Origin of the sequence: Pseudomonas sp. Leaf434 (assembly GCF_001425545.1) — a bacterium.
Lineage (GTDB): Bacteria > Pseudomonadota > Gammaproteobacteria > Pseudomonadales > Pseudomonadaceae > Aquipseudomonas > Aquipseudomonas siliginis.
This window is the reverse complement of sequence record NZ_LMQZ01000001.1, coordinates 160,620-174,447: the sequence shown is the minus strand read 5'-3', so window position 1 is coordinate 174,447 and position 13,828 is coordinate 160,620. Positions and strand designations below refer to the sequence as shown.

The 13,828-nt window shown below is 60.0% G+C and carries 19 protein-coding genes and 1 pseudogene; 11 read left to right on the top strand and 9 right to left on the bottom strand.

Features of this window, described 5'->3' with window-relative positions:
- Nucleotides 1-2: 2 nt before the first annotated feature.
- Genes mlaD through ASG55_RS00735 form a run of 3 tightly spaced genes read right to left on the bottom strand, consistent with a single transcriptional unit; the run spans nt 3 to nt 2,076 of the window.
- Nucleotides 3-470: an outer membrane lipid asymmetry maintenance protein MlaD gene (gene mlaD / locus ASG55_RS00745; protein WP_016771673.1), complete on the bottom strand. Its 468-nt coding sequence runs from the start codon at nt 468-470 to the stop codon at nt 3-5.
- On the bottom strand, nt 470-1,267 hold the full coding sequence (mlaE, locus tag ASG55_RS00740; RefSeq protein ID WP_016771674.1) for a lipid asymmetry maintenance ABC transporter permease subunit MlaE: 798 nt from the start codon (nt 1,265-1,267) through the stop codon (nt 470-472). The genes mlaD and mlaE overlap by 1 nt, the downstream gene beginning before the upstream one ends.
- A complete protein-coding gene (locus ASG55_RS00735) occupies nt 1,267-2,076 on the bottom strand; it encodes an ATP-binding cassette domain-containing protein (protein ID WP_056782943.1) in 810 nt (269 codons plus the stop codon). The genes mlaE and ASG55_RS00735 overlap by 1 nt, the downstream gene beginning before the upstream one ends.
- Nucleotides 2,077-2,348: 272 nt before the next feature.
- On the opposite strand from ASG55_RS00735, the gene ASG55_RS00730 reads away from it, so the two are divergent.
- From ASG55_RS00730 to ASG55_RS00685, 10 genes are all read left to right on the top strand, one after another.
- Complete coding sequence (locus ASG55_RS00730) at nt 2,349-3,323, top strand: KpsF/GutQ family sugar-phosphate isomerase (RefSeq protein ID WP_024011623.1); 975 nt, start codon at nt 2,349-2,351, stop codon at nt 3,321-3,323.
- Nucleotides 3,323-3,847: a KdsC family phosphatase gene (locus ASG55_RS00725; protein ID WP_056782939.1), complete on the top strand. Its 525-nt coding sequence runs from the start codon at nt 3,323-3,325 to the stop codon at nt 3,845-3,847. The genes ASG55_RS00730 and ASG55_RS00725 overlap by 1 nt, the downstream gene beginning before the upstream one ends.
- 8 nt (nt 3,848-3,855) lie before the next feature.
- Nucleotides 3,856-4,428, top strand: coding sequence for an LPS export ABC transporter periplasmic protein LptC (gene lptC / locus ASG55_RS00720; RefSeq protein WP_024011622.1), 573 nt, complete (start codon nt 3,856-3,858; stop codon nt 4,426-4,428).
- The gene (gene lptA, locus ASG55_RS00715; RefSeq protein WP_016771679.1) at nt 4,415-4,960 is read left to right on the top strand and encodes a lipopolysaccharide transport periplasmic protein LptA; all 546 of its coding nucleotides are present in this window, start codon (nt 4,415-4,417) and stop codon (nt 4,958-4,960) included. The genes lptC and lptA overlap by 14 nt, the downstream gene beginning before the upstream one ends.
- Complete coding sequence (gene lptB / locus ASG55_RS00710; protein WP_024011621.1) at nt 4,960-5,685, top strand: LPS export ABC transporter ATP-binding protein; 726 nt, start codon at nt 4,960-4,962, stop codon at nt 5,683-5,685. The genes lptA and lptB overlap by 1 nt, the downstream gene beginning before the upstream one ends.
- 166 nt (nt 5,686-5,851) lie before the next feature.
- Nucleotides 5,852-7,342, top strand: coding sequence for an RNA polymerase factor sigma-54 (locus tag ASG55_RS00705; RefSeq protein WP_041477979.1), 1,491 nt, complete (start codon nt 5,852-5,854; stop codon nt 7,340-7,342).
- Nucleotides 7,343-7,415: 73 nt separating this feature from the next.
- Nucleotides 7,416-7,724, top strand: a complete 309-nt coding sequence (gene hpf / locus ASG55_RS00700; protein ID WP_007912419.1) for a ribosome hibernation-promoting factor, HPF/YfiA family — start codon at nt 7,416-7,418, stop codon at nt 7,722-7,724.
- A gap of 11 nt (nt 7,725-7,735) precedes the next feature.
- Nucleotides 7,736-8,200: a PTS IIA-like nitrogen regulatory protein PtsN gene (ptsN, locus tag ASG55_RS00695; RefSeq protein WP_041477978.1), complete on the top strand. Its 465-nt coding sequence runs from the start codon at nt 7,736-7,738 to the stop codon at nt 8,198-8,200.
- Nucleotides 8,201-8,202: 2 nt separating this feature from the next.
- Nucleotides 8,203-9,060 carry an RNase adapter RapZ gene (gene rapZ, locus ASG55_RS00690; RefSeq protein ID WP_016771684.1) on the top strand — a complete coding sequence of 286 codons (858 nt, stop codon included), beginning with the start codon at nt 8,203-8,205 and terminating at the stop codon, nt 9,058-9,060.
- A gap of 15 nt (nt 9,061-9,075) precedes the next feature.
- A complete protein-coding gene (locus ASG55_RS00685; RefSeq protein ID WP_016771685.1) occupies nt 9,076-9,351 on the top strand; it encodes an HPr family phosphocarrier protein in 276 nt (91 codons plus the stop codon).
- A 34-nt stretch (nt 9,352-9,385) separates the two neighbouring features.
- Here the strand turns inward: ASG55_RS00685 and ASG55_RS00680 are convergent, their stop codons facing one another.
- The 6 genes and pseudogenes from ASG55_RS00680 to pmbA all read right to left on the bottom strand — a co-directional run bounded on the left by ASG55_RS00680 (nt 9,386) and on the right by pmbA (nt 13,179).
- The gene (locus ASG55_RS00680; protein ID WP_041477976.1) at nt 9,386-10,279 is read right to left on the bottom strand and encodes a ZIP family metal transporter; all 894 of its coding nucleotides are present in this window, start codon (nt 10,277-10,279) and stop codon (nt 9,386-9,388) included.
- Nucleotides 10,280-10,308: 29 nt separating this feature from the next.
- Complete coding sequence (locus ASG55_RS00675; protein ID WP_056782938.1) at nt 10,309-10,920, bottom strand: superoxide dismutase; 612 nt, start codon at nt 10,918-10,920, stop codon at nt 10,309-10,311.
- Nucleotide 10,921: 1 nt separating this feature from the next.
- Nucleotides 10,922-11,362: a hypothetical protein gene (locus ASG55_RS00670; protein WP_042608764.1), complete on the bottom strand. Its 441-nt coding sequence runs from the start codon at nt 11,360-11,362 to the stop codon at nt 10,922-10,924.
- Between the two features lie 27 nt (nt 11,363-11,389).
- Complete coding sequence (locus ASG55_RS27385) at nt 11,390-11,515, bottom strand: hypothetical protein (RefSeq protein WP_269085003.1); 126 nt, start codon at nt 11,513-11,515, stop codon at nt 11,390-11,392.
- Nucleotides 11,500-11,580 (bottom strand): annotated as a pseudogene (locus ASG55_RS26905) (FagA protein); the annotation flags it as partial. The gene ASG55_RS27385 and the pseudogene ASG55_RS26905, both read right to left, overlap by 16 nt.
- A gap of 252 nt (nt 11,581-11,832) precedes the next feature.
- Nucleotides 11,833-13,179 (bottom strand): metalloprotease PmbA, encoded by a 1,347-nt coding sequence (gene pmbA / locus ASG55_RS00665; protein WP_024011613.1) that lies wholly within the window; start codon nt 13,177-13,179, stop codon nt 11,833-11,835.
- A gap of 108 nt (nt 13,180-13,287) precedes the next feature.
- Here pmbA and yjgA point away from each other — a divergent pair, with 108 nt between their 5' ends.
- Nucleotides 13,288-13,812: a ribosome biogenesis factor YjgA gene (yjgA, locus tag ASG55_RS00660; protein ID WP_016771692.1), complete on the top strand. Its 525-nt coding sequence runs from the start codon at nt 13,288-13,290 to the stop codon at nt 13,810-13,812.
- Nucleotides 13,813-13,828: the final 16 nt, after the last annotated feature.

Genomic DNA, 13,828 nt, shown 5'->3' with positions numbered 1-13,828 from the left:
CCTCATTTGGCGTCTTTGCTAACGGTATTGAGCAGGAATTTACCGATCAGGTCTTCCAGTACCAGTGACGACTGCGTGTCGTGGATGGTTCCACCGTCTTTCAACTGGGTGTCTTCACCGCCGACGCTGATACCGATGTATTTCTCGCCCAGCAGACCCGCGGTGAGGATAGATGCAGTCGAATCGACCGGCAGGTTGTCGACCTTTTTATCCACTTGCAGCGTGACCCGACCGGTGAAGCTGTCGCGATCCAGATCGATTGCGGTGACCTTGCCGATGGTCACACCGGCCATGGTCACTTTGGCTCTGACCGTCAGACCGGCGATATTGTCGAAATACGCATACAACTTGTAAGTGTCGGTGGACGAAGTCGGAGACAGGCCGCTGACGCGCAAGGCGAGCAGCAGCAAAGCCAGGATCCCTGCCAGCAGGAACAGGCCGACACCGATTTCCAGGGTGCGGTTTTGCATCAGAAATCTCCAAACATCAAAGCGGTCAGAATAAAGTCCAGACCGAGCACTGCCAGCGAGGCAAACACCACGGTCTTGGTGGTGGCACGACTGATTCCCTCGGAAGTGGGTTCACAGTCATAGCCTTGGAATACGGCGATCCAGGTCACGACAAAGGCGAAAACGACACTCTTGATCACGCCATTGAGCACATCACTGGTGAAGTTGACGCTGTTCTGCATGTTCGCCCAGTACGAGCCTTCGTAGACGCCCAGCCAGTCGACCGCCACCCACGAACCGCCCCAGATGCCGACGACGCTGAAAATCATCGCCAGCACCGGCAGGGAAATGAAGCCGGCCCACAGGCGCGGAGCAATGATGTACTTGAGCGGATCGACACCGATCATTTCCAGACTGGACAGCTGCTCGGTGGATTTCATGTTGCCGATTTCGGCGGTCAACGCCGAACCGGCCCGCCCGGCAAACAGCAACGCCGTGACCACCGGCCCCAGTTCACGCAGCAGCGTCAGGGCGACCATCTGCCCTACAGCCTGCTCTGAACCATAGCTGGAAAGAATGCTGAAGCCCTGCAGCGCCAGGACCATGCCGATGAAAATGCCGGAGACCACGATGATCACCAGCGACATGACGCCGACCGAATGCAGCTGCTTGACCAACAGGCCAAAACCACCGCTGATACCGCCACGGCCCAGCAGGGCGTGAAACAGGAACAGGGTCGCCCGACCAAACACCGCGACCGCGTCGATCGCCGATTCGCCGAACCGACGCACGCGTTCCATCAATGAAATTCTGCGCATCAACGCTTCCCCAGAAGATCTGCGCGGTAATCCGTCGCTGGAAAGTGATACGGCACCGGGCCATCGGGATCACCGGTCATGAACTGACGGATACGCGGGTCATCCGAATTCATCAGCTCATCCGGCGTGCCCTGCCCCAGCACCTGACCATCGCCCACGACATAGATGTAGTCGGCAATGCTCGCCGTTTCCGCCAGGTCGTGCGAGACCACGATGCTGGTGATTCCCAGTGCATCGTTGAGCAGGCGGATCAGGCGCACCAGCACGCCCATGGCGATCGGGTCCTGGCCCACGAAGGGCTCGTCGTACATGAGAATTTGCGGATCGAGGGCAATCGCCCGGGCCAGCGCCACGCGGCGCTTCATGCCGCCGGACAGTTCGTCCGGCATCAGGTCGATGGCGCCACGCAGCCCCACGGCCTGCAATTTCAGCAGGACGATGTCGCGAATCATGTCTTCCGGCAGTTGCGTGTGCACCCGCAGCGGAAAGGCCACGTTCTCGAACACATCGAGGTCAGTGAACAGCGCACCGCTCTGAAACAGCACGCCCATGTGCTTGCGCGCATCGAACAGATCACTGCGCGACAGCGTCGGCAGGTTCTGCCCGTTGACCCAGACTTCGCCGCCGGACGGCCGCAACTGCGCGCCCATCAGGCGCAGCAGCGTGGTCTTGCCGCAGCCGGAAGGCCCCATGATGCCGGTGACCTTGCCGCGCGGGATGCGGATATCGACGTTATTGAAAATGCTCCGCGCACCGCGCTTGAAGGAGACTCCCTTCAGCTCGACCGCGTAGGCGTTATCGGCACTCATCTAAACTCCTTGCGATGCAGCCTCTCACTGGGATGCCAGACTTTCCTCGGAAACACCTGCATCCCGGGCAGGCCGAACTGGCGGCGAACTATATCACTGCAAAGGCTGAGCGCCCAAGCGAGAACCCGGCCAAGATCGCCGACTGAAGAGGGCCTGAGCGACTTTCAGAGGGTTTTGGTAACCAGTAATGACAAAGCACGTCGAACTTGCGTGAGGCTTTGCCACATACCCGCTATAATCGCCGCCTTTTCATCGGCCCATACGATTCTGACATGAGCAAAACCCGCGACCTGATTCAATCGGCACAACGCACCATCCGCCTCGAAGTGGAAGCCGTCCAAGGCTTGATGGCCCATATCGACGCCGATTTCGTACGCGCTTGCGAGATGATTCTGGCCAGCAAGGGCCGTGTGGTCGTAGTCGGCATGGGCAAATCCGGGCACATCGGCAACAAGATCGCCGCCACCCTGGCCAGCACCGGCACTCCGGCGTTTTTTGTGCATCCGGCCGAAGCCAGCCACGGCGACATGGGCATGATCACCCGCGACGATGTGATTCTGGCCCTGTCGAACTCCGGCTCGACCAACGAAATCGTAACGCTGCTGCCATTGATCAAACGCCTGGGTATCCAGCTGATCAGCGTCACCGGCAATCCACAGTCGCCATTGGCGAAGGCTGCCGAGGTCAATCTCAATGTGCATGTCGAGCACGAAGCCTGCCCGCTGAATCTGGCACCGACCTCTTCGACCACGGCCGCACTGGTCATGGGCGATGCCCTGGCCGTGGCGCTGCTGGAAGCTCGTGGTTTCACCGCTGAAGATTTCGCGTTCTCGCATCCGGGCGGTGCCCTTGGCCGTCGCCTGCTGCTGAAAGTCGAAAACGTCATGCACGCCGGACAGGAGCTGCCGCAGGTACAACGCGGTACCCTGCTCAAGGACGCGCTGATGGAAATGACCCGCAAGGGTCTGGGCATGACCGCTATTATTGAGGCCGATGGCAAGCTCGCCGGGATCTTCACCGACGGTGATTTGCGCCGCACGCTGGATCGCGCCATCGACATCCGCAGCGCCACCATCGACCAGGTGATGACTGCACACGGCAAGACCGCCCGGCCCGACATGCTCGCCGCCGAAGCCCTGAAAATCATGGAAGACCATCGAATCAACGCCCTGGTAGTCGTCGACGAGGAGGATCGCCCGATCGGCGCCTTCAACCTCTCCGATCTGCTGCGCGCAGGAGTCATGTAATGAGCAACGATCTGCTGCAACGCGGCAAAGCGATCAAACTGGCAGTGTTCGACGTCGACGGTGTGCTCACCGACGGGCGCCTGTACTTCCTCGAAGACGGCAGCGAGTTCAAGACCTTCAACACGCTCGACGGCCAGGGCATCAAGATGCTGATGAATGCCGGCGTGCAGACGGCGATCATCAGTGGTCGCAAGACCCCGGTGGTCGAGCGCCGCGCGAAAAACCTCGGCATCCCGCATCTGTTTCAGGGGCGCGAGGACAAACTGGTGGTACTCGACGGTCTGCTCGCGCAACTGGGCCTAAGCTATGAAGAAGTCGCCTATCTCGGTGACGATCTGCCAGACTTGCCGGTGATCCGCCGTGTAGGGCTGGGCATGGCGGTGGCCAACGCTGCCGATTTCGTCCGCGAACACGCCCACGGCGTTACCTGCGCCCGTGGCGGCGAAGGTGCCGCCCGCGAATTCTGCGAATTGATCCTGCGCGCCCAGGGCCGCCTCGAAGCGGCCAACGCCGCGTACCTGTGAGCCTGACCATGTTTAGCAAAAAGTTTCGCAATTTCCTGCTGTTCGGCTGCATCGCGGCGATTTTCGCTGCGGTGGGCTACTGGAACATCAGCCCTGAGCGCTTCCTCGACAAGCCGCCGGTCTCGGCCGCCGAGAATCCGATCGACTGGTACGCGACCAACACGCACACCATTCAATACCTGCCCGACGGCAAGGTGCAGTACGAGATGACCTCCGACAAGGCCGAGCACGTCAAGGCCACCGATGTCACTCTGGTAACCAAGCCTGATTTGAACATGTACCGCGGCACCGACTTCCCGTGGCACGTGACCAGCGAGCGCGGCGAAGTGAATTCGGGCGGCACCGAAGTTGAATTGATCGATTCGGTACGCGTACAGCGCACCGATGAGAAACAGCGCGGAACCCTGATCACCAGCACCCGCATGACCGTGTTCCCGCAGCAAGAATATGCGCAGACCGCGCAACCCGTTAGAATCGAGGGCGCTGGCGGCGTATCGACTGGCGTCGGAATGAAAGCGTACCTGAAGGACAGCAGGATACACCTGCAATCGAACGTAAGAGGACAGTATGAGGCTCGTTAAAACCCTCCCTATTTTGCTCAGTCTGGGCGCAGCACTGGGAAGCGCGAGCGCCTGGTCCCTGCCGAACGATCAGCAGCAGCCTATCCGCATTCAGGCCGACGACGCCCAACTGGACGACAAGAATGGCATCGCCACCTATAAAGGTGACGTGATCATTACCCAAGGCTCGATGATCGTTAAAGGCAACACCGTGACCATGACGCGCGCGCCCAATGGCGACATCGACGTGGTGACCTCGGTAGGCAACCTGGCTTACTTCGAGCAGTTGCAGACCCAGGGCGACGCCAACCCGGTCAAGGGCTACGGCGTGACGATTCAATACCACGCCCAGCAGAACCGGGTGGTGCTGATCGACAAGGCCAAGGTTATCGACAAGGATAACAACGTCACCCAGGGCGAAAAAATCGTCTACGACACCGTGAAGAAGCTGGCCAGCGCCGGTCGCGCCACGGGCAGCAAGGTCACCGAATCGCGTCCGCGCATCGACATGGTGATCCAGCCGAAGAAGAAAACCGAAGAGAAATCCCAGTAATGGCAACTCTGAAAGCTCAGCACCTGGCCAAGGCCTATAAAAGCCGCCAGGTCGTGCGTGACGTCAGCCTGTCGATCGACAGCGGGCAGATCGTCGGCTTGCTCGGCCCGAACGGCGCCGGCAAGACTACGTGCTTCTACATGATCGTTGGCCTGGTGCAGGCAGATCAGGGCCGTGTGCTGATCGATGATCTGGACGTCAGCCACCAGCCGATGCACGGCCGCGCCAAGGCCGGTATCGGCTATCTGCCGCAAGAAGCGTCGATCTTCCGTAAACTGTCGGTCGCCGACAACATCATGGCGATCCTCGAGACCCGCCCGGAGCTGGACAAGGCCGGTCGTCGCAAGGAGCTGGAAAGCCTGCTGCAGGAATTCCACATCAGCCACATCCGCGACAACCTCGGCATGAGCCTGTCCGGCGGTGAGCGTCGCCGGGTGGAAATCGCTCGCGCCCTGGCCACTGCACCCAAGTTCATCCTGCTCGACGAACCGTTCGCCGGTGTCGACCCGATCTCGGTCGGCGACATCAAGCAGATCATCCATCACCTCAAGGCCAAGGGCATCGGCGTGCTGATCACCGACCACAACGTGCGTGAGACGCTGGATATCTGCGAAACCGCTTACATCGTCAACGACGGTCAACTGATCGCTGAAGGCGATGCCGAGACCATCCTGGCCAACGATCTGGTCAAGGAAGTGTATCTGGGTCACGAGTTCCGCCTGTAAGCGCGACAGCGCTGTATCGATTCAAGGCGCATTTATCCGCTTTAATTGTTACAGCGCTCTAGGCAAACACTTCAGTTTCAGGCATATAATTTGCTTAAGTTTGGCGCTTCGGCGCCCTGTAGTGGATGGCGCAAAGCGCCGGCGAATAAGGTGTTAAGCCCCTGCCATGAAACCATCGCTAGTCTTGAGAATGGGCCAGCAGCTGACGATGACACCGCAGCTGCAACAGGCCATCCGCCTTCTCCAATTGTCGACCCTGGACCTGCAACAGGAGATCCAGGAGGCTCTGGAATCCAATCCGATGCTCGAGCGCCAGGAAGAAGGCGACGACTTCGACAATGCCGATCCGCTGGCCGACAACGCCGAACAGAAGCCCGCCGAAATCCAGGAACCCTCCTACCAGGAAACCGCCCCGACGGTGGATAACCTCGAGGATGGCGATTGGAACGAGCGCATCCCCAACGAACTGCCAGTGGATACTGCCTGGGAAGACGTTTACCAGACCAGCGCCAGCAGCCTGCCCAGCAGCGATGACGATGAGTGGGATTTCACCACCCGCACGTCGGCCGGCGAGAGCCTGCAGAGTCATCTGCTCTGGCAACTGAACCTGGCGCCGATGTCCGACACCGATCGCCTGATCGCCGTGACCCTGATCGACTGCATCAACAATCAGGGCTATCTGGACGAAACACTCGAAGAAATTCTTGAAGCGTTCGACCCGGAACTGGACATCGAGCTCGACGAAATCGAAGCCGTCCTGCATCGCATCCAGCAATTCGAGCCCGCCGGTATCGGCGCCCGCAACCTCAGCGAATGCCTGCTGCTGCAATTGCGCCAGCTGCCCGCGAAGACGCCGTGGCTGACCGAGGCCAAGCGTCTGGTCGCCGATTACATCGACCTGCTCGGCAGCCGCGATTACAGCCAGTTGATGCGGCGCATGAAGCTCAAGGAAGACGAGCTGCGCCAGGTCATCGAACTGGTGCAAAGCCTCAATCCGCGTCCCGGTTCACAGATCGAGTCGACCGAAGCCGAATACGTGATTCCCGACGTGATCGTGCGCAAGGACAACGAGCGCTGGCTGGTCGAGCTGAACCAGGAATCGGTGCCTCGCCTGCGCGTCAACGCCCAGTACGCCGGGTTTGTGAAGCGTGCCGACACCAGCGCCGACAACACTTTCATGCGCAACCAGTTGCAGGAGGCCCGCTGGTTCATCAAGAGCCTGCAGAGCCGCAACGAAACCCTGATGAAAGTGGCCACGCAGATCGTCGAACATCAGCGCGGCTTCCTCGAATACGGCGACGAAGCAATGAAGCCGTTGGTATTGCATGACATCGCCGAAGCGGTCGGCATGCACGAATCGACGATTTCCCGGGTGACCACACAAAAATTCATGCATACCCCGCGCGGTATTTATGAGCTGAAATACTTTTTCTCCAGCCACGTCAGCACCTCCGAAGGCGGCGAATGCTCGTCCACGGCGATCCGCGCGATCATCAAGAAACTGGTCGCTGCGGAAAATCAGAAAAAGCCGTTGAGTGACAGCAAGATCGCTGGTTTACTGGAGGCACAAGGCATTCAGGTGGCTCGCCGCACCGTCGCCAAGTACCGCGAATCCCTCGGAATCGCGCCTTCGAGCGAACGCAAGCGGTTGATGTAAGCCACGTTACAGCGTTCCAGTGGCAGGCTTTTCGGCCTGCCGCTTTATGCACTGGCAACGAAGGAGAAGCTGTATGCAAGTCAACATCAGTGGACACCAACTGGAAGTGACCCAACCTCTGCGTTCCTACATCGAGGAAAAACTCCAGCGACTGGAGCGACATTTCGACAAGATCACCAACGTGCAGGTCACGATGTGCGTCGAAAAGCTGAAACAGAAGATCGAAGCCACCTTGCATATTCCCGGCAGTGAAGTGGTCGCAAACGCAGAAGATACCGACATGTACGCTGCGATCGACTCACTTACCGACAAGCTGGATCGCCAACTCAAAAAGCATAAGGAAAAGACCCAGAGCCTCCTCCAGGGCGCGACCGGTCGTTAACACCCCTATCCATGATCCGACTTGAAACCATCCTGACCCCCGGCCGTTCCCAAGTGAACGCGCCGGGCGGCAGCAAGAAAAAAGCCCTCGAACAGATTGCCAACCTGATCCACCGCGAAGTGCCGGATCTGGCGATGCAGGATGTCTTCGAGGCGCTGATCGCCCGTGAAAAACTCGGCTCCACCGGTTTTGGCAACGGCATCGCCATTCCCCACTGCCGCCTCAAGGGCTGCGCGGGGCCAGTGAGCGCCCTGCTGCACCTCGAAGCCCCGATCGATTTCGACGCCATCGACGGCGCTCCGGTGGACCTGTTGTTCGTACTGCTGGTCCCGGAAGCCGCAACCGACGCGCATCTGGAGTTGTTGCGCCAGATCGCCAGCATGCTCGACCGCAAGGAAGTGCGCGACAAATTGCGCAGCGCTCCGAGCAATGAAGCCTTGTACCAGGTCGTACTGGACGAGCAGAACGGGCACTAATCATGCGTTTGATCATTGTCAGTGGCCGTTCGGGCTCGGGTAAAAGTACCGCCCTGAATGTCCTTGAGGACAACGGCTACTACTGCATCGACAATCTGCCGGCCGGTTTGCTGCCGGAACTGGCCGAGCGAGCGCTGATTCACACAGAACTGGCGCAGCCGCTGGTCGCCGTGTCGATCGATGCGCGCAACCTGCCCAGCCATCTGTCACGTTTCCCTGAGTTGCTCGAAGACGTGCGTGCCAAGCATATCAAGTGCGATGTGCTGTACCTGGACGCCGATGAAGAAACCCTGCTCAAGCGTTTTTCCGAGACCCGTCGTCGTCACCCGCTGAGCAACGCCAATCGCTCACTGGCCGAGGCGATTCACGACGAAACCGCCCTGCTTGGTCCGATCGCCGATCTGGCCGACCTGAAAATCAACACCACCAGCCTGAATCTGTATCAACTGCGCGACACCTTGAAGTTGCGCCTGTTGAATCAACCGGAGCCCGGTACGGCGTTTCTGGTCGAGTCGTTCGGCTTCAAGCGCGGCATGCCGGTCGACGCCGACCTCGTGTTCGACGTGCGCTGCCTGCCCAATCCGTACTGGAAACCGGAGCTGCGCGCGCAATCCGGCCTCGATGCCCCTGTGGCCGAGTACCTGGCGCAGCAGCCGGATGTCGAAGAAATGTATCAGGACATCTACGCCTACCTGAACAAGTGGCTGCCACGCTTCGCCGCCAGCAACCGCGCCTACGTCACCATTGCCATTGGCTGCACCGGCGGGCATCACCGCTCCGTCTACCTGACCGAACGACTGGGTCAGGCCCTGCAGAAAACCCTGAAGAACGTCCAGGTTCGCCACCGCGACCTCACCTAAAGGATTTACACCGCGATGCCTGCTCGTGAAATCGAAATCATCAATAAGCTGGGCCTGCATGCCCGGGCATCGGCCAAATTTGTCGGCGTGGCGGGTCAGTATCCAGACTGCACGATCCGAGTGGGACGCACACCTGAAACGACTGTCGACGGCAAGAGCATCATGGCAATGATGATGCTCGCGGCGGGTAAAGGCACCAAGATCCATTTGAGCACCGAAGGCGAACAGGCTCAGGAAGCCATGGACGCATTGGTCGATCTGATCGAAAGGTATTTCGACGAAGGTGAATAATCCTTGAGGCGGGGACACTGTTCCTCGCCTCCATTCACCCCAACGCCGTATCCATCACCATCATCAGACAAAACCCGATCAGAAGGCCCAGACTGGCCAGCTTGTCATGCCCATGACGGCGCGATTCCGGGATCACTTCGTGGGTCACCACCAGCAACATCGCCCCCGCCGCCAGTGCCAGCCCCAACGGCAACAGCACCTGAGCCAGACTCACGAGCCACGCACACAGCAGCGCAAATATCGGTTCGACCAGCCCCGACGCCGCGCCGATCAGAAACGCTCTGACCCGCGACATTCCCGCCCCGGCCAGCACCAGAGCAATCACCAGTCCTTCCGGCACATCCTGCAACGCAATGCCCATCGCCAGACTGTCGGCGTCCGCCATCCCGCCTCCGGCAGATACGCCAACCGCCATGCCTTCCGGAATGTTGTGCGCGATGATGGCGAACACGAACAGCCAGATTCGCGGTGGAATCACCGGATGCTCCAACGTGCCGACGAGCATCTCCGGCGAGGCACCGCAAATGCGCCGATCCACCAGATACAGACCGAACGCACCGAGCAGGATGCCGAAGCAGATCAGGCCACTGGCGGCCCACGGCGTCAGGCCAAGGCTCTCAGCTGCAGCTATGCCCGGCACGATCAACGAAAACGCCGTCGCCGCCAGCATCACCCCGGCACCAAATCCCAGCAAGGTGTCGCTGAGTGCCTGCGGCATGCGCCGGATCACCAGCACCGGCACCGCGCCAAGCGCCGTGCCCAAGGCGCAGATGGCACCGCCCTGCAAGGCACGTAACAGCCTCGGTTCCAGATTCAGCCATTGCAAAGCGTGGGCGACCAGTAAAGTCATACCCGCCAACAGCAAAAGCGAACCCACCGCGTAACGAAACATGCGCCCGCTGCCAATCGCCAGTGTTTCCGTGCCCATAGTCAGCCCTGATTGTTTTTATTGAAGGCTTAAACCAGTGCGGCCTGATAGCGCGCAGCAACTTCCGGCCAGTTGATCACGTTGTAGAACGCGTTGATGTATTCGGGGCGACGGTTCTGGTAACGCAGGTAGTAAGCGTGCTCCCAGACATCGAGGCCAAGGATCGGGGTGTTGCCGTTCATCAACGGGCTGTCCTGGTTGCCGCTGCTTTCCACGACCAGTTTTTTCTCCGGTGTCACGCTCAGCCACGCCCAGCCGCTGCCAAAACGGGTCAGCGCGGCTTTGGTGAACGCTTCCTTGAAACTGTCGAGTCCGCCCAGTTGCTCGTCGATGGCCTTGGCCAGCGCGCCGCTGGGCTTGCCGCCACCGTTGGGCACCATCACTTCCCAGAACAGCGAATGGTTGGCGTGGCCGCCGCCCTGATTGATCACCGCCGCGCGAAGTTTTTCCGGCAGTTGCTGCACGCTGGCGACGAGTTTTTCCACCGGCCACTCGGCGAACTCGGTGCCTTCCACGGCGGCGTTGAGGTTGTTGATGTAGGTCTGGTGATGCTTGGTGTAATGGATTTCCATGGTCTGCGCATCGATGTGCGGCTCGAGGGCATCGTAGGCGTAAGGCAAGGCAGGCAAGGTAAAAGCCATTTCAATGGACTCCATACTGATGAGAAGTTGAGGCGCGGCGGGCATTGCCGGTGTCCGGATGCAGCAGGCGCTGGGTGCGTGGGTATTCGCCGTGCTCGCTGATGAAGTTCAACAGTTCGACATAGGTCTTGCTGCTCTGGCGCAGCGCCGCCTCACGCAGGGCCGGACGCAAGCGCTCGTCCTGCATGGTCTGCAACAAACGTTGATGGATGGCACAGAGATATTCGGCGCTCTCCTCCGGTTGGTTCAGGCGCAGATGCAGGTCAGCCAGGTTGTGATGTGAGACGACGCAGGCCGCCACCGCTTCGTCGGCATCCGCCCAGCGTTCGAACAACACTTGCGCCAGGGCCAGGGCTTGCAGGTAAGCCTCGCGGGCGTCGATCAGTTCGCCCAGCATGAAGCAGCGATTGGCCCGTTCGATCGTGCGTTTCCAGTGCTCCATGATGAGCCTCCAAAGCGGTTGCGGGGTTTACACGCCGCCGGCGGTGAGTTTCTCGGGGTTGAGCAACTCTTCCAGCTGGCTGCGCGACAGGTCGGTGTGTTCCAGGGCGACGTCGATCACCGCGCGGCCTTCCTTGCAGGCTTTAGCGCGCAACGGATCTGGCGACTCATCCAGCGCCGGCTTTCGAGATAGGGCTGCTCGTACAAGGCAGAACTCATGATCCGTGATTCGTTCGGTAATGAGATTTATTATTAGATGATAATGAGAACCAAGACAAGCGTTCGAGTTTGCGCTGTTCATTTGTGGGAGCGAGCCTGCTCGCGAATGCGCCGTGTCAGCCAGCACATTTGCAACTGATCCACCGCTTTCGCGAGCAGGCTCGCTCCCACAGGGGATTTGTGCGAAGCGAATAAAAAAGGCGCGCCATCCACAACGGATGGCGCGCCTTTTTTTGTTGGCGGATTCGCGGCTTAGCTGCCGGCGACAGTCATCCGCTCGATCAACACAGACCCGGTGCGAATGTTGCTGCGCAGTTCCAGATCATTACCCACTGCGACAATCTGCTTGAACATGTCGCGCATGTTGCCGGCGATGGTCACTTCCTGCACGGCGAACTGGATCTCGCCGTTCTCGACCCAGAAGCCCGCCGCACCGCGCGAATAGTCACCGGTGACCATGTTCAGGCCGTGGCCCATCAACTCGGTGACCAGCAGTCCTCGGCCCATGCGCTTCAACAGCGCTGCCTGATCCTCATCACCGTGGGTGACGAACAGGTTGTGCACCCCGCCCGCGTTGGCGGTGCTCGGCATGCCCAGTTTCCGTCCGGAATAGGTGCCGAGGATGTAGGAGACCAACTCGCCCTTTTCGACGAACGGTTTCGCGTAAGTCGCCAGGCCATCACCGTCGTAGGAAGCACTGCCCATGGCACGCATCAGATGCGGACGCTCATCAATGGTCAGCCATTCCGGGAACAGCTTCTGCCCCAGTGTGCCTTCCAGAAACGACGATTTGCGATACAGGCTGCCGCCGGATACTGCCGAGAGGAAGCTGCCGAACAGACCGCCCGCCAGTTCGGCGGAAAACAGCACCGGCACTTCGCAGGTCGGCACCGGCCGCGCGCCCAGACGGCTCGCCGCCCGTTGCGCGGCACGCTGGCCGATGCTCACCGGATCGGCGAGCAGACTGCCCTGGCGATTGACGTCATACCAGTAATCGCGCTGCATCTGCCCGTCAGCTTCGGCGATCATCACGCAACTCAGGCTGTGCCGGGTCGACGCGTAACCGCCGATGAAACCGTGGCTGTTGCCATAAACCCGGCAGCCCTGATGGGTGCTGAGGGTGGTGCCGTCGGCGTTCTTGATCCGCGCATCGGCATCGAACGCGGCTGCCTCGCAGAGCAAAGCCTTCTCAATGGCCTGTTCCGGGGTGATGTCCCATTCGTGGAACAGGTCGAAATCCTGCACATCCCTGGCCATCAGCGCCGCATCGGCCAGACCCGAGGCTTCGTCCTCGGAGGTGTGTTTGGCGATCGCGAGTGCTGCAGCGACGGTTTCACGAATCGCCTCCGGCCCGGTGGCCGAGGTGCTGGCCGAGCCTTTGCGCTGGCCGACGTACAGGGTGATGCCAAAACCCTGATCACGATTGAATTCAACGGTTTCGACCTCGCGCTGACGCACCGAGGTCGACAGCCCCTGCTCCAGCGACACCGCGACTTCACAGGCGCTGGCGCCCTGGCGCTTGGCTTCGGCGATGATCTGCTCGACCTGTTCTTGCAGTGCCGGCAATGCCTGCGGGCCGACGCTTTGAACTGCACTCATGCTCATCTCCACTCAAATTCTGCTTTCGGCTGGGGTCATCGAGCGACCGGGCCGGACAAGCGGCCCCCGACTGGTTATCATGGCGGCGTTTCTTTGCGGACTGCCACCATGGTTGATTCTTACGACGACTCCCTCGATACGGGAGAAAAAAGCAAATCTCAGGTCAAACGCGAGTTGCATGCGCTGGTTGACCTCGGCGAGCGCCTGACCACACTCAAGCCTGATCTGGTCGCCAAACTGCCGTTGACCGACGCTTTGCGCCGGGCATTGGCCGATGCGCCCAAGCACACCGCGAACATCGCGCGTAAACGGCATTTGCAGTTCATCGGCAAACTGATGCGCGACCAGGACACTGACGCGATTCTGACTCTGCTCGATCAACTCGATGCCTCCACTCGCCAGTACAACGAGCGTTTCCATAATCTGGAACGCTGGCGTGACCGCCTGATCGCGGGCGATGACGCCGTGCTGGAGAAATTCGTCATCGAGTACCCGGACGCCGATCGCCAGCAATTGCGTTCCCTGATCCGTCAGGCCCAGCATGAGGTTGCGCAAAACAAACCACCTGCTTCGAGCCGCAAGATCTTCAAATACATTCGGGAGCTGGACGAGACTCAACGCGGCCTGCGTTGATAATCGTCACCGGGTG

Excerpts from the sequence above, each read along its gene's own strand:
- mlaD (WP_016771673.1), bottom strand. The coding sequence starts at position 470 with ATGCAAAACCGCACCCTGGAAATCGGTGTCGGCCTGTTCCTGCTGGCA.
- mlaE (WP_016771674.1), bottom strand. The coding sequence starts at position 1,267 with ATGCGCAGAATTTCATTGATGGAACGCGTGCGTCGGTTCGGCGAATCG.
- ASG55_RS00735 (WP_056782943.1), bottom strand. The coding sequence starts at position 2,076 with ATGAGTGCCGATAACGCCTACGCGGTCGAGCTGAAGGGAGTCTCCTTC.
- ASG55_RS00730 (WP_024011623.1), top strand. The coding sequence starts at position 2,349 with ATGAGCAAAACCCGCGACCTGATTCAATCGGCACAACGCACCATCCGC.
- ASG55_RS00725 (WP_056782939.1), top strand. The coding sequence starts at position 3,323 with ATGAGCAACGATCTGCTGCAACGCGGCAAAGCGATCAAACTGGCAGTG.
- lptC (WP_024011622.1), top strand. The coding sequence starts at position 3,856 with ATGTTTAGCAAAAAGTTTCGCAATTTCCTGCTGTTCGGCTGCATCGCG.
- lptA (WP_016771679.1), top strand. The coding sequence starts at position 4,415 with ATGAGGCTCGTTAAAACCCTCCCTATTTTGCTCAGTCTGGGCGCAGCA.
- lptB (WP_024011621.1), top strand. The coding sequence starts at position 4,960 with ATGGCAACTCTGAAAGCTCAGCACCTGGCCAAGGCCTATAAAAGCCGC.
- ASG55_RS00705 (WP_041477979.1), top strand. The coding sequence starts at position 5,852 with ATGAAACCATCGCTAGTCTTGAGAATGGGCCAGCAGCTGACGATGACA.
- hpf (WP_007912419.1), top strand. The coding sequence starts at position 7,416 with ATGCAAGTCAACATCAGTGGACACCAACTGGAAGTGACCCAACCTCTG.
- ptsN (WP_041477978.1), top strand. The coding sequence starts at position 7,736 with ATGATCCGACTTGAAACCATCCTGACCCCCGGCCGTTCCCAAGTGAAC.
- rapZ (WP_016771684.1), top strand. The coding sequence starts at position 8,203 with ATGCGTTTGATCATTGTCAGTGGCCGTTCGGGCTCGGGTAAAAGTACC.
- ASG55_RS00685 (WP_016771685.1), top strand. The coding sequence starts at position 9,076 with ATGCCTGCTCGTGAAATCGAAATCATCAATAAGCTGGGCCTGCATGCC.
- ASG55_RS00680 (WP_041477976.1), bottom strand. The coding sequence starts at position 10,279 with ATGGGCACGGAAACACTGGCGATTGGCAGCGGGCGCATGTTTCGTTAC.
- ASG55_RS00675 (WP_056782938.1), bottom strand. The coding sequence starts at position 10,920 with ATGGCTTTTACCTTGCCTGCCTTGCCTTACGCCTACGATGCCCTCGAG.
- ASG55_RS00670 (WP_042608764.1), bottom strand. The coding sequence starts at position 11,362 with ATGGAGCACTGGAAACGCACGATCGAACGGGCCAATCGCTGCTTCATG.
- pmbA (WP_024011613.1), bottom strand. The coding sequence starts at position 13,179 with ATGAGTGCAGTTCAAAGCGTCGGCCCGCAGGCATTGCCGGCACTGCAA.
- yjgA (WP_016771692.1), top strand. The coding sequence starts at position 13,288 with ATGGTTGATTCTTACGACGACTCCCTCGATACGGGAGAAAAAAGCAAA.